This is a genomic window from Arthrobacter terricola, from assembly GCF_004354015.1.
Classification (GTDB): Bacteria; Actinomycetota; Actinomycetes; order Actinomycetales; family Micrococcaceae; genus Arthrobacter; species Arthrobacter terricola.
The window spans coordinates 1-12566 of record NZ_SMRU01000028.1; the positions used below are offsets into that span (position 1 = coordinate 1).

The following is a 12566-nucleotide window of genomic DNA, read 5'->3' on the forward strand; positions in this document are numbered from 1 at the left end:
CCGGGACCTCCCAAACCTCACATGTGGCACTACCATTGCACCCCCAAGGACCCTCGCAGGCCACAGGAGCCGCCAATGGCAACCCACGGACCTGTGAAACAGAAGGCCCCGGCCCCTCATCCTCCCGGCTGAAACTGGCCGTCCGGGATAAGGGCCGCCACCGCCGGGACCAGGTCCGGCAGCGCCAGTATGCGCGTCGGGGCGGCCGAATCACCTCAAAGCCGGCGCTGCAGGACCGCCCGGCGATAATGGACCGCTCCGGACGGGCAGGTAACCCGTCCCACTTCATATCGTCTAAGCAGCGGCAAAGAGGACCTCCCACCCGTCCCAGGACAAGTGCTGCACAGCAAGACCGCGTTCTTCACCCCCACCGTCTCTGCCACAATCAAACAGATCGACCAAGGCTTGCCACGAGCCTGCCAGCACATCTCCTGGGCGATCGACTACGCCGAACACGGCCACGTCGACCCCTACGTCCACACCGAATCACAACACTGCGGCCGAACCGAACTGCTCATCATCGACGAAGCCGACCGACTCAAGACAGCCGGACTCGAGCAAGTCCGAGACTTCTACGACCGTCACAGCCTGGGTGTGATCCTCATCGGCATGCCCGGGATCGAAAAGCGCCTCGCCCGCTACCCCCAGCTCTACAGCCGCATCGGCTTTGCCCACGAATACCGCACACTCCGCAAAGACGAACTCGCCTCTGTAGCCGCCCAACGACTCCCAGCACCCGACCCCGACGACGACGGCCTGGCGCACACAGCGGCGATCGCCGCCATCGTCCGCGCCACCAACGGCAACTTCCGACTCGCCGACCGCCTCATCACCCAAATCAACCGCATCCTCGACATCAACAACCGCCAGCACCTGACCCCCGAGGCCGTCGACGCCGCCCAGGAAGCGCTGCTCATCGGACACTAACCAACGCGGAAACTGCGACATTTATCGTTGCGGTTCACACCCCAAGGCACAGCCAGAGCAATTCACCACCATAGCTGCAGAAACTTGCCTGGGGCAACGGATTACGCATCAATGACATCCGGTCCTGAACCGGGACTTCCGCCGCTCCGCGATGGGGCGGGACCGCGGCTGTTGGTACCAGACGGTGATGCCACCGTGAGACGAACAGATACCGGCGTGGTTTGTCGAGGGGCACTTTCGGCACGATTTCATTCAACCAAAACGGGATCGGGCACAGACCTCCTGGACGGGGGTTCAACGTCCTTCTACCGCACGGGAGACAACTCAGGAACAATGTGCGAAGGCGTGGATTGGCCGTTCTAAGGTGGTCGACACGCGGGACGTCGGCACGGCGTCGTTTCCATGAGAACGCCGCCGTGCCGGGGTATTTTTGAGGCAGTTGCTGAAAGGCTCGGCGGCTTGCCCGGGAGGGGACGTGATCGTGGTACCGGATACTGGGGATGGTGGAAAGTCCAGTGTCGATTTGAGCGTCGACGGTTTTCTTCATCTGCACTGGGTGCCCGGGGTCGCCATCGAGGTTGAGGATGCCCGTGCGGCCATGGCGAAAGTCAATGAGTTGTGCCGGCAGGAACAGCGCCCGATGCTCGTGGACATGGCGGAAGTCGCTTCCGTGAGCCGGGAGGCAAGGGCTGTCTGGTCCATTCCGTGCGGCGCTTCCCGGATCGCTTTGTTGGGGAAGTCGCCCGTGGACCGGGTCCTGGCGAATTTCTTCCTTGGAGTGCACGTCCCGCCTTGTCCGACCCGTTTTTTTACATCACGCAGCGAGGCCATCGACTGGCTTGATGTTGGTGCGTGAGCCCCGGATGTGCGTCCTGCCGCGGTCAGTGCCGCGCCACGCGGCTGTGCCCTTAGGGAGAATGTGAACCGGTCGTGGAGGACGTGGGTGCGGTCTCGGCGTGGCAGTGTGCCCGGAACGCCGGCGCCTTCTCGCCCGGGACCGGCCGAGGCCGGATTTCTGTTGGTTCCCCGGCGGCACCGCGGCCCGGGGCGGAATTTCTTGGCGGAGAAGCGGCGCCGCATCCATTGCTGCCCGTGGGGCCCGGGACATGAAGACAAACCCGTCACGCCGGGGAGGGGCCTGGTGAGTGAACGCATTTCTGCCCGCTGCCGCGTTGATCGGACGGATCCGGTCACCGGCGCATTTTCCGGTGGTTTTCTGCCCGCGAGGATTGCATGAGCCCGCGAAAGAGCGTTCAGGACCCGCGCCTGGTTAACGGCGTTGTCCGGCTGGCTGCCGGCGACCTGGACGCCCGCATTGAACCTTCCGAACAACGGGATGAGATTGATGCTGTCATCACGGGAGTCAATCTGCTCGCGGAGGAACTGGGTCACATTCATGCGGATCTGGAACAACGGGTGGCAGCCCGCACGGCAATGCTGAGGAAGACACAGGTTGAGCTGGAACAGATGGCCAAGACGGATGCCCTGACGGGCCTGGCAAACAGGACCCTGCTCACCGAGAGGATCCAGGAAGCCATCCTCTCCGGCGTGGATGACGGGAAGGCCCCTGCCGTATTGGTCCTGGACCTGGACTCCTTCAAGGCCATCAACGACATCCTGGGCCACAGCGCCGGTGATGCCGCGCTGGTGGAGGTTGCCAAGCGTCTTCGCTCGGTCGTCAGGGCCTCGGACACTGTGGCGCGCCTGGGCGGGGACGAGTTTGCCATCCTCCTTACCGCGGCCACGCAGGAGCAGGTCCTGCGGATTGCGCAGCGCGCATCGGAGTGTCTGCAGGAGAGCATGCGCATCGGATCGGAGACGGTCTGGGCGATGGCCAGCATCGGGGTTTGCCTCGGCACACCGGGGTATCCGGCGGAGGCGCTGATGCGCGATGCCGACATTGCCATGTACCAGGCAAAGGCGCGCGGGCGGAACAATGTCCAGCTCTTCCACCCGGAGATGCTGGACGCGGTCCGGGAACGGTCGCGGATCACCGCGGAACTGCGCACCGCCGTTGCCGGCGGGGAGCTTGCGCTGCTGTACCAGCCGGTGGTCGAGCTCGGCTCCGGCAAGGTCATCGGGGTCGAAGCCCTCCTGAGATGGCATCACCCCGTCCGCGGAACCATTCTGCCGGGAAGCTTCATCGGCATCGCAGAGGAAACCGGGCTGATCTTCGAGCTGGGACGTTGGGTGCTGCATGAAGGCCTCGCCCAGATGAGGCGCTGGAACCGAAGCGATCCGGACCTGCCGGACTTCTGTCTGCACATCAATCTTTCCGCTGCCGAGCTGCTTCGGCCCGACCTGCTGGAGGACATCAGGGACACCCTGGCCAGGAACGGCGTGGATCCGCGGCGTCTGGTCCTGGAAATCACCGAGACCGTGTTGATGTCCCGGGGAACCGGGGAGGAACAGGTCCTCAGCCGGCTCCGGGAGCTCGGCGTGGGGCTGCAGATCGACGACTTCGGCACCGGCTACTCATCCATCAGCTACCTCAGGTCGCTTCCGGCTGACACCGTGAAAGTCGACCAGTCCCTGATCAAGGACATGGAGTCCGACCCCCGGCAGCAACAGTTCGTCGCCGCCATTCTGCAGCTGATTTCCGCGGCCGGACTCAGCGCGACCGTGGAAGGCATCGAAACCGCCGAACAGGCTACCCAGCTGCAGGCCATGGGATGCCTCCACGGCCAGGGCTACTTCTACGGATATCCGGTACCGGCCGCCCGGATACCCGATCAACTCCGCCGGCCCGCACGCCGTCTGTAAAGTTAGCCTTATGTCGAAGCTCTGGGACCGGATGTTGCTCGTCCCCACGGTAGTACGCCTCGCTTCCCGGGCACCACGAAACCGGGACACCGCGTGGGAAGGATACTGGCAAGGAATCCGCGCCACCGGCCGTTCAGGGGACGTTCTGTGGGACGCCGACTCCATGGCCGAACGCGCGCAGTACTCCGACGCCGTGGCCGCCCACTTTGACCCGGACCTGCCGGTCGTCGACGTCGGGTGCGGCAACGGAAGCAACACGCGCTGGCTTGCCGGCCTGTTCCCGCGGGCTCTCGGCATCGATGTCTCCACAGGGGCGATCGAGAGGGCAAGCAAGGAAGCAGAAGGCATCCACAACGCCGGCTTCATGGTCCTGGACGCCTCACGGGCGGGCGCGGGAGAGCTCCTGCTGGAGCGGCTGGGGCCGGCCAATGTCTTCGTCCGCGGAGTCTTCCACGTCCTCAAGCCCGACAAGCAGGCTGCCATGGCCGCCAACCTGCGAACCATTGTCGGGAACAGAGGCCGGGTGTTACTGGCCGAAACCAACTTCCGCGGAAACAGCCTCGCCTACCTGACAGAGCTCGGTGCCAGCCCGCAACGCATGCCCGCGCAGCTGCAGCGCGCCCTGGAAAACCTTCCCCGGCCCGGGCATTTCGGCGCCAGGGAACGACACAACGCCTTTCCTGCATCAGACTGGAAAGTGATCGCGGACGGGCCGGTCAACATTGAAGTGGTCCCGATGAACCCCGGCGGTCTTTCGCAATGGGTTCCGGGATACTACGCTCTCCTGTCGGGCACGGAAGGCTCCCGAACAGGGCAGGAACCGTAAGAGCGTCCCTTCGGCCCGGGAGCATAGAGAACGATGATGCACGGCGAAACGCGGGCTCGCCCTGGCCCGATTTGAGTGTCGGGCATACTCCCGATGAGCACATTCAGGGCACCCACACAGAGAAGGAATATTCCGGGCCGCCGGGGTGCCATCACGACAGCATCATCGCCGGCAATGTTGCCTAAGCAGCGGGTTCTTCCGACCCCCGGGCCGTGCGGGTAGCGAGCACTCTAGTTAGGAAGCTTGCTGATTATCTATGGTGGGAGTCACGATGTTGATTGATGCGCGAGAGGACTTGCCGGCGTGGTGCGGGCATGCCTTTGCCGGGTAGCCTCCGTCGGCTCCGGGGCGTCGCGACGATTGGGGGAAGACGAATGAATGCCATAACGATCATGGGCACTGGTCCGCGACGCAGGCATTCCCGCCGGCCCGTTTGCTGAGTCGGCCGCGATGACGAACGATGAGGAAGAATCTGCTCTGCTCGCCCGGGCCCTTGAGCAGCTTCGAGTCTCGCGGTTGCACTGGGTGATCCTTGTCGGAGCTTGTGTGGCTTTGGTGGTTCTGTTCGTGATGTCCGGCGCTGGGCTGTGGCACTGGTGGCCATGGCGGGCGTGGATGGTCCCGGCGTTGCTCATCCCCGTGGTGTTTGTGCTTATGGCTGTCTTCTCGCTCAACGCCCCGGAACGAGTCAGAAAGCGGTTGTGGGTGCGTCGTGGGATCCTGCTTGTCCCGCCCCTGCTGATCATTTCACTCGTGGCATGGGCTGCAGGCGACCTCATCGGTTTCAGCGGAGGTTTTTACGGCGGACTGGGTGCCGGTATAGGCGTGACCGTCGCCAACGTCATGATGCAAGGATGGCCCCGCAAACCAAAAGCCACCCCATGACGATCCTTCACCGGATCTGAAATCCCGCCCGGTGTGACTGACGAAAGGCATCATCGTGAAAGTGCTCGCCTTCATATTCTCCTTGGTTATCGCCACCGGATTAATGGTCGGCGGAGCTGTTCTGATCTTTGTCCTCTCGCCGCGGCACTCCACCGGAGTGCAGTTATTGGCCATATTTGCGCTTACCGTGATGATCTACGGACCGCTAACCCTCGGCTCGTTGACCTCTTTCTGGAACGTGACCAGAACGGAGGAAAGCAAAAGGTTCTTCAATCGGTGGCTGTGGGTGGTGACGGGGCTCGAATTCCTGGGTGCGATCGCCATCATTGCCTATGCGGTGGCCGCGCAGTTGCCTGTATGGATTCCCGTCCTGTTCATTGCCGGCGGGATCGGGCTGACGTGCATCAGCCTTCTCATTGGTCGTTTCCTCCTCCGCCGTGACGAGGCTCACCCGCAGCCGTCGAGGTGGGCGCCGATCACACGGAAGGAGATCCGTCGGAAGATTGCAATTGTCGCAATCACGTTCGTTGCCGTCTTTGCCGTCGCGCTTGTGGTTCTTGGTGCATTGATTGCGGGCAGCAGCGGCGCGGCTTCACACCGCGGTGTGCAACCGCTCGTCGCGTTGGCGTTCGCGTTGTTGGCCGCCGGCTTCGCATGTGTCATTGTCAGCCTGCCGTTGAGCCGGCGCCTCCGGGACGCAGTCGGCCGTGACCTCGGCACGATACGGAAAGTAGCAAAGGTCGTACTGAGCAACAAGAAGCTCGACCTGGATCAGGGCGAGCAGGTCGCGGCCGCGAAATACGCTGCGGTTATCCCGACCACGCTTTCATTCATGCTTGGCTACCTCATCCTGCTGTATCTGGGGCTCGGAATTCAGCAGGTGCAACAGTTTGTTTCAGGACAGGCAGACGCCTTCCAGATTGGCTTTTCCGCCTTCCTCGTTGTTGCACTCGTCGTCTTCATTCCGATTTACGTTGTCCGCATACGACGGGCCCGAATCTACGCAAGCAGCCATGCGGATCTTCTTCCGCCGGCTGATGCAGGCATCGCCGGGAGCACGAACCGTGAGTGAGAGAGATTCGGGAATCTCAGCACCTGACCGGCATGCACGGTTTTTCGCGAGCCGGGAGCAGCTCCCCTTCCGAGTTCTGCCCGATTCTTCACGGCAGTTCAGACTGACCCCCGGGATGCCGATCTTCTTACTTCCAGCAACGGAGCTTTCGACGACCTCGAACATTGTGTCGAGCATACTGTTGACGGCGGGCCGATTGAGGTTGGCCTTTGCCGGCGAGCTGTGCTTCCTGAGCGGAGACCTGCCGCACGGAGTATCCCGGCGTTGCCGCGGCGGCCCGGGCCCTCCATAGGCATTAGAGGCACACTTGAGCTATGAGCATGGAGCAGCTCCTTGAGACAGTCCGGGCGTTTGATGGCGTCCTCGAACTCGCCCCCGACGAGGGCAGCGTCTTCCCTGAGATCGTGTGGGGAGACCACTTCTTCTACTACGCACCCGATGGCCAAGTGCCACAGCGGCAGCAGCCCTACGCCACCATCGTCACGAAGAACTACCCCGGCGATACCCTTTGCGACCTCGACCATCCCGACCGTTGGCGCCTGAACGTTCACGTCGGTACGGAGGCGTTTGTCGAACTGACCGGTGAGATTCCCCGCGCCGAGCCGGCGTCCAGGGACTACACCGCCGTCGACGTCGTCCTCCCTCATCCTGTGTATCGCGGGCAAGGGTGGGTCTCAATCATCAACCCTGGTGTCAACACATACGCGCTGGCAACCCGCCTCCTGCTCCAGGCCCATGAAGACGCCAGGCGGCGGGCGGAGCGCCGGAGAGCCAACGACCCGACGGACGGCGACCCCGACGCAGGCACGGAAGGGTGATGCCGCAACGCGCCACCCCGGCAGAACGCAAGCACCGCCCTGTTGAGCGGATCGGACACGCCCCGTCGCGCAGCTCGCAGCGGAGATGGGTGCTTCCTCGTGCCCGCGCAGCGAAATCGACCAGTTGGTGGCGACGCCACGAGGATGCCAGGGCGGTCTTGGCGATTTGAACCCAGGGTCCTGAGTGCCGACAAAGGGAACGACCAGCAGGTACTCCTCGGGTCAGGACGCGGCCCGAAATTCTTTCTGATTCCGTGAAACCTTTTGGCTTCTACCGGACACTAAAGGGCATGGGGAGCAACGAAAACGGGGAAGCGGAGCTGTGGAGTCTAAGCCTTGCTGGCCGGGGTGACGCCTTTGGCGCCCTCTATGACCGGCACCGCGACAGGGTTTTCCGACACGCCTACCGGCTGTGCGGGAACCATCACGATGCAGAAGACATCATGGCTGCGTCATTCCTGGAACTGTGGCGCCGGCGGAAGCACGTGCGGGTCGTCGACGGATCCATTCTTCCCTGGCTTCTGGTGACGACCGCGAACACGGCTCGCAACCGCGCCCGCACTGACTTCCGCTACCGGCGGCTCCTGAATTCCCTTCCCCGTCGCCAGGAGGCCAATGACCCGGCCACGGATCCCTACAGCCGCTACCAGAACCAGCTCGATCAGGATCTTGCCCGCGCGCTGGGCACTCTGACCACCGAGGACCTGCACCTGGTGAGCCTGATCGTCTTCGAAGAGCACACGATCGCCGCCGCGGCCGAGGTCCTGAACCTGACCCCGGCGGCAGCCAAGTCACGCATGCACAGGGCCCGTCAGCGTCTAAGAGTCGCGCTCGGGGGCGACGCATCCACCAAACCTCCCACCGCACCAACCCCGGTCTTGGAAGGAAAACGGCCATGAACCAGCTTCACGTTGACGATGTGTTCAGTGATGCCCTTCGGGCCGAACTTGTCGCCCGGGTCGCAAATGAATCGCCCGCTTCACGGCGGCGGCCTGGGGTGTTGCTGGGCACCGCCGCGGTGCTGGGAACGGGGCTGCTCGGTGCCGGAGCAGCGGCCGCGGGGCTTCTGGTCATTCCCGGAGGCGAAAAGGTGACCCCCCTGGCCTCACCCGTGACCACAACCTACACCGGCACAGCGACTGTTCAACTGGGTACTCCCCCGGCAGGAACGACCGGGATACGGCTGGAGCTCAAGTGCCTCACACCGGGCCGGTTTGTATATCCCGACGGCGCGTCCAGCAGCTGCTCCGGGGAAGACGTCACAGACGGCAGGACAGGCTGGGCCGGCTACACCCTCGGCCTCGTCCCCGGGCAGGACAGCGTCACGATCAAGACCACCCCCGAAGCCCGGTGGCAGCTCACCGCCGAATATGTGATGCAAGAAAGGACACGCCTGGGCGTCAACGCAAAAGGTGAGACTTACGGAGTGGAAAGCCCGGAGAACGGAACACCCGACCTCATCGCGGTGATAGCCACTAACGGGCGGTCCGGATACGCCTATGCCCGGGACCTCTACGGCGGCCCAATGCCCACCAGCCCCGAAGACGCCGTAAAAAACTTCAGCACCCCAAGACCTCCCCGTGAAATTCCGGTCTTCCTCAGCGACGGTGAAACCAGAGTCGGCGTCTTTATGGCTGGGGGCACCGGCGGTGGAATCCCGTCCTACCCAACCCGGAGCGCCCAGCCACGATAAAACTCCGCAGACCCTTCGCTGCCGCCGGGTATTGCTGCGTCGGCGAAAACGTCGTGTCCGCCGGTGTCGGACATTCCGCACAGAAGACCTCGAAAACCGGTAACCGGCACATAGGGTCGTCGCGCGGGTGTACGGGACAGCATTCCGGGCAGCGGAACCGGCCACTTGCCTGTGGAAGAAACGGGGAACGACATTGCCCGGGGACCGAAGGGACTTCAGGCGGAGACCATCCAGCCGCTCCAACGGTTCAACAAGAGACCAGGTCAGCGAATGTGCCGGCCGGCCTCTTGCCGTGTCCGGACCTTTGAGTATTGCCCCCGGCCCGCGTCGGGAACCAAACTTAGCTCCTGACTCCTGGGCGCAGCCAAGGGGCAGCGGTAACCCGACAGCACGGCATCGTCAAAGAAGTCCGGGCAGAAGTGTCGGATCGGGCCGGTCGTGATCGTAGAAGTGATGAAGCCGCCCGCCCGGGGCGGCCCGGGAAAGGGAGCAGCACCATGAGCACCACCTTCACTGTCGACTTCTTCTGCAGCGTGGACGGCTACGGCTCTGCCGAGGGCTGGCCTGGGTACTGGGGCAAGGAAGGCCCCGAGCTGATCGAGGACCGGGTGCGAACCTTCGCGCGGGACCAGGTGCTCGTCTTCGGCGCGACAACCTTCCGGGAGTTCCGGAAGTTCATCGTCGACTACGACGAACCGTACTACCGGAGCCTGAACGAACTGCCGAAGATCGTGTTCTCCAGCACGCTCGACCCGCAGGCGCCCGGGTGGCAGAACGCGACCGTCTTGAACGAGGACGCGGTGACCGCGATCGACCGGCTCAAACGCACCACCGACGTACCGATGCGTTCACATGGCAGCATCTCCCTGAACCGCGCGCTGCTCGCCGCCGGCCTCGTCGACCGGCTCGAGGTCATGATGTTTCCCGCCATCACGGGCCGCGCGGGCTATGCCGCGCTCTTCCAGGACGGGGCGGAGTTCGACCTGGACCTCATCGGGTCCACCGTGCTGGACGGACGGACTGTGAAGCTCGTCTACGAACCGCACCTCCACGGTGAGATTCCCGAAGGCGTTGGACCCCAGCCCCGCAAAGCCGGCTGATCGCTCATCGCCATGCGGGCGCCGTGACGGAGTGACCACGTCCAGAGACGTGAGTTCCACCCGATTGAGCAGTTCTGTCCGTCCATGATGCGTCGGGCAGGGATCCGATTGCGGACAAGACGCAGGGCTGGTTCGGAGCGTTTGTCGCGGTCCGGCGGGCGTCTTAGCGGTCACCGCGCTGTACGCCGAGTCCTTCGAGCCATTCGATGAGGTTCATCCGCTGGGTGCCATGATTCGAAGCCGCGTCGAGCAAGGTGCCCCGGCCGTAGTCCGGGGTGAAGCCGGGGTCAGCGCCGACTTCGACCAGGAGCTCGGCCTCACGCCTGTGCCCGCCGGCGCACGCGTGCCAGAGGGCCTGGTCCACGGCATCCTTTCCGGGTGCGGGATCGGCGTGGAGGAGCTCCGTGAGGCGTTCCAGCTTTCCGAGGGCGGCGGCGTGCCAGGGCTTGTCGACCCGCGCGCCGCGCTCGGCGAGCAGATGGGCCACGTTCCAGCAGCCGTACCCGATCGCGTTGTCGAGCGGCGTTCCGATTGACCCACCGGGCGCTTCGATGTCCGCGCCGCCCGCGATCAGCACACGGGCGACGGCGGCGTCATCGCTGCTGGCGGTCCAGTGCAGGGGCGTTTCGCCTGAGCCGTCCGGACCGCGCGCGTCGACGTCGGCTCCCGCTTCGAGAAGGCGCCCGGCGATGCGCGGTCCATGTGGAAAGTATCCGGGCCAGTCGGTGACGACATGAAGCGGCGTACGTCCTCGCGCGGGCCCGGCCAGGCGCCAGTTGGGAAGATCGGGATGTGCCTTCAGCAAAGTCTCAAGATGTTCCAACTCGCCCTGGCGGATCGCGAGGAAGGCGTTCAGGTAGTCGCTCTCGGAGGGCATAGCCGATCCTCTCGGTGTTCTGGCTGCGTCAGCGTCTGGTTGATGAGAACAATTTGCGCCGTGGATTTGCCGGCACCCGGCGGGCCGCCATGACGACCGCTCTCCTGTCCTTGCGTACCTCGGGGCGGGCCCCGGTAAAACGCGCCAGGACTTCCGTGTGGAGCTGCCGTCGGACTTCGAGCGGCGCACCCGCGGCGCACGTTGAACCATGGGGGGGTTTTGGCTCGTGGCGCGTCGTGCGGGCCGTCAGAGGTCGGCAGTCCGCGCCCGGACGCTGCAAATGGGCGCGGATCACTGCAGTCTGTTCTCCGGTGGTGACGCATTACAGCGTAGTCATTTGGATTCCGGGACCTTGTCTGAGGCGGCCAGAATCGTGTCGTAGGCCTCACCGTCAATGAGACCCTCATCGTATGCCTGACCGACCTCTTCAAAGGAACCGGGAGTGTCCGGATAAGGTGTGGAGTCCCACTCCGCCTGCGCCGCAGCCAAACCTTCGTTCTTCACGTAAGGCCACGCGGACAGTTCCCGGCTCATCGTCGCCCGGTCAATGTCGCCCGCCGCGTAGCGCTCTGCGATCTCGTAGGGGCTGGCACCGCTGAATCCCTCCGGGATCGGCTTCACTCCCCTGGCATCCGCCTGCGACAGCAGCTTGCTGATCGCCGGTTGACTCACGCCGAGTTCGCGGGCGACGATGCGCTGGTCCAAGATCTCCACGGCCGCGCGGACGTTCCTGATGTAGTCCAGGCCTCCCAGCTCGCGCCGTGCACGTGCACGGCGGGCATTGGCAATTGCGGTGTCGGTGCTAATCGTCATGGCCACGCCTCCCGTATATAACCAAGGTTATCACTGTCCAGCGTTGTTGTCCTTGCATCACTGGACCGCGTTGGCTGCGCCCCAGGCTCCCACCATCAGGTATCGGTCAGGTGCGGTCTTTCCTTCATCTGCCGGTCGAGTTCCTCCCGGATGTAATCCCCCGGGAAAAGTCCGAAGCTGTGGTCTGCTATCGATCTGCCGCTCTCACGCGCCAGCCGAAGTACCTGTTTTTCCTTCTGCTGGGCTGGAGTCAATGCTTCGTCCCACATCCGAAACCACTCGGAGGCGGCCCGTGAACGATCGCGGCGCTTATTTTGCCGAATCAATGTCTCCACATCAACGGGAACTTCGGGTGCCCCTGGCGTAGACATGTTCCTCACCTGCGGCACCGGCTTGACCGGTGTCCCCGCTCTCGGACTGCGCGTGTTCACTTTGTGAGACGGAGGCTTCTGACTGGCGCTTGCACGCTTCCGAGCTGCGGCTCCGTCGGCAATTTCGCGGGAAACGCCCGCAAACAACACAACAAAAACCCTTAGTACGATGCCGAAGCAGAAGACCATGAGCCTTACCAAGGCGATCGCGGCATACCAGGCAACCTTGGCTGTCAGCCAAAGGAGCGACCATAAAAGTAAGCCCACAAGTCTAAACATTCACTTACCTTAAGTCCGAAGACCACAGATCGACAGCCGGTTGCTGCGCTCATATCGCCAGGGTCCGCAGGTCCTCCGTATAGCAAGGGCTGTTCAGCTTCCAGCAGGGCATAGGCTACCGTTCGATAAGCGGCGAGATAAG

At 63.6% G+C, this 12566-nt stretch carries 13 protein-coding genes; 10 read left to right on the forward strand and 3 right to left on the reverse strand.

Annotation, left to right across the window (positions count from 1 at the left end):
• Positions 1 to 336: 336 nt before the first annotated feature.
• The 10 genes from E1809_RS20095 to E1809_RS20140 all read left to right on the forward strand — a co-directional run bounded on the left by E1809_RS20095 (position 337) and on the right by E1809_RS20140 (position 10084).
• Positions 337 to 927, forward strand: a complete 591-nt coding sequence (locus tag E1809_RS20095) for an AAA family ATPase (RefSeq protein ID WP_205754274.1) — start codon at positions 337 to 339, stop codon at positions 925 to 927.
• A 481-nt stretch (positions 928 to 1408) separates the two neighbouring features.
• Positions 1409 to 1783 (forward strand): DUF7793 family protein, encoded by a 375-nt coding sequence (locus E1809_RS20100; protein ID WP_133206013.1) that lies wholly within the window; start codon positions 1409 to 1411, stop codon positions 1781 to 1783.
• Between the two features lie 377 nt (positions 1784 to 2160).
• Entirely contained in the window at positions 2161 to 3690 is a 1530-nt protein-coding gene (locus E1809_RS20105) for a putative bifunctional diguanylate cyclase/phosphodiesterase (protein ID WP_133206014.1), read from the forward strand.
• A gap of 10 nt (positions 3691 to 3700) precedes the next feature.
• Entirely contained in the window at positions 3701 to 4516 is an 816-nt protein-coding gene (locus tag E1809_RS20110; RefSeq protein ID WP_133206015.1) for a class I SAM-dependent methyltransferase, read from the forward strand.
• A gap of 450 nt (positions 4517 to 4966) precedes the next feature.
• On the forward strand, positions 4967 to 5401 hold the full coding sequence (locus E1809_RS20115; protein WP_133206016.1) for a hypothetical protein: 435 nt from the start codon (positions 4967 to 4969) through the stop codon (positions 5399 to 5401).
• A gap of 55 nt (positions 5402 to 5456) precedes the next feature.
• Positions 5457 to 6473 carry a hypothetical protein gene (locus E1809_RS20120; RefSeq protein WP_133206017.1) on the forward strand — a complete coding sequence of 339 codons (1017 nt, stop codon included), beginning with the start codon at positions 5457 to 5459 and terminating at the stop codon, positions 6471 to 6473.
• 314 nt (positions 6474 to 6787) lie between these two features.
• Complete coding sequence (locus E1809_RS20125) at positions 6788 to 7291, forward strand: DUF6194 family protein (RefSeq protein ID WP_165962418.1); 504 nt, start codon at positions 6788 to 6790, stop codon at positions 7289 to 7291.
• A 290-nt stretch (positions 7292 to 7581) separates the two neighbouring features.
• On the forward strand, positions 7582 to 8190 hold the full coding sequence (locus E1809_RS20130) for an RNA polymerase sigma factor (RefSeq protein ID WP_133206018.1): 609 nt from the start codon (positions 7582 to 7584) through the stop codon (positions 8188 to 8190).
• A complete protein-coding gene (locus E1809_RS20135; protein WP_133206019.1) occupies positions 8187 to 8984 on the forward strand; it encodes a hypothetical protein in 798 nt (265 codons plus the stop codon). Before E1809_RS20130 ends, E1809_RS20135 begins: the two co-directional genes overlap by 4 nt.
• 497 nt (positions 8985 to 9481) lie before the next feature.
• Positions 9482 to 10084 carry a dihydrofolate reductase family protein gene (locus tag E1809_RS20140; protein ID WP_133206020.1) on the forward strand — a complete coding sequence of 201 codons (603 nt, stop codon included), beginning with the start codon at positions 9482 to 9484 and terminating at the stop codon, positions 10082 to 10084.
• A 163-nt stretch (positions 10085 to 10247) separates the two neighbouring features.
• On the opposite strand, the gene E1809_RS20145 is transcribed toward E1809_RS20140, so the two are convergent.
• The 3 genes from E1809_RS20145 to E1809_RS20155 all read right to left on the reverse strand — a co-directional run bounded on the left by E1809_RS20145 (position 10248) and on the right by E1809_RS20155 (position 12424).
• Positions 10248 to 10961: an ankyrin repeat domain-containing protein gene (locus E1809_RS20145; protein WP_133206021.1), complete on the reverse strand. Its 714-nt coding sequence runs from the start codon at positions 10959 to 10961 to the stop codon at positions 10248 to 10250.
• Positions 10962 to 11294: 333 nt separating this feature from the next.
• Positions 11295 to 11774 (reverse strand): hypothetical protein, encoded by a 480-nt coding sequence (locus tag E1809_RS20150; RefSeq protein ID WP_133206022.1) that lies wholly within the window; start codon positions 11772 to 11774, stop codon positions 11295 to 11297.
• 95 nt (positions 11775 to 11869) lie between these two features.
• The gene (locus tag E1809_RS20155) at positions 11870 to 12424 is read right to left on the reverse strand and encodes a hypothetical protein (RefSeq protein WP_133206023.1); all 555 of its coding nucleotides are present in this window, start codon (positions 12422 to 12424) and stop codon (positions 11870 to 11872) included.
• Positions 12425 to 12566: the final 142 nt, after the last annotated feature.

Excerpts from the sequence above, each read along its gene's own strand:
- E1809_RS20105 (WP_133206014.1), top strand. The coding sequence starts at position 2,161 with ATGAGCCCGCGAAAGAGCGTTCAGGACCCGCGCCTGGTTAACGGCGTT.
- E1809_RS20110 (WP_133206015.1), top strand. The coding sequence starts at position 3,701 with ATGTCGAAGCTCTGGGACCGGATGTTGCTCGTCCCCACGGTAGTACGC.
- E1809_RS20115 (WP_133206016.1), top strand. The coding sequence starts at position 4,967 with ATGACGAACGATGAGGAAGAATCTGCTCTGCTCGCCCGGGCCCTTGAG.
- E1809_RS20125 (WP_165962418.1), top strand. The coding sequence starts at position 6,788 with ATGAGCATGGAGCAGCTCCTTGAGACAGTCCGGGCGTTTGATGGCGTC.
- E1809_RS20130 (WP_133206018.1), top strand. The coding sequence starts at position 7,582 with ATGGGGAGCAACGAAAACGGGGAAGCGGAGCTGTGGAGTCTAAGCCTT.
- E1809_RS20135 (WP_133206019.1), top strand. The coding sequence starts at position 8,187 with ATGAACCAGCTTCACGTTGACGATGTGTTCAGTGATGCCCTTCGGGCC.
- E1809_RS20140 (WP_133206020.1), top strand. The coding sequence starts at position 9,482 with ATGAGCACCACCTTCACTGTCGACTTCTTCTGCAGCGTGGACGGCTAC.
- E1809_RS20145 (WP_133206021.1), bottom strand. The coding sequence starts at position 10,961 with ATGCCCTCCGAGAGCGACTACCTGAACGCCTTCCTCGCGATCCGCCAG.
- E1809_RS20150 (WP_133206022.1), bottom strand. The coding sequence starts at position 11,774 with ATGACGATTAGCACCGACACCGCAATTGCCAATGCCCGCCGTGCACGT.
- E1809_RS20155 (WP_133206023.1), bottom strand. The coding sequence starts at position 12,424 with ATGTTTAGACTTGTGGGCTTACTTTTATGGTCGCTCCTTTGGCTGACA.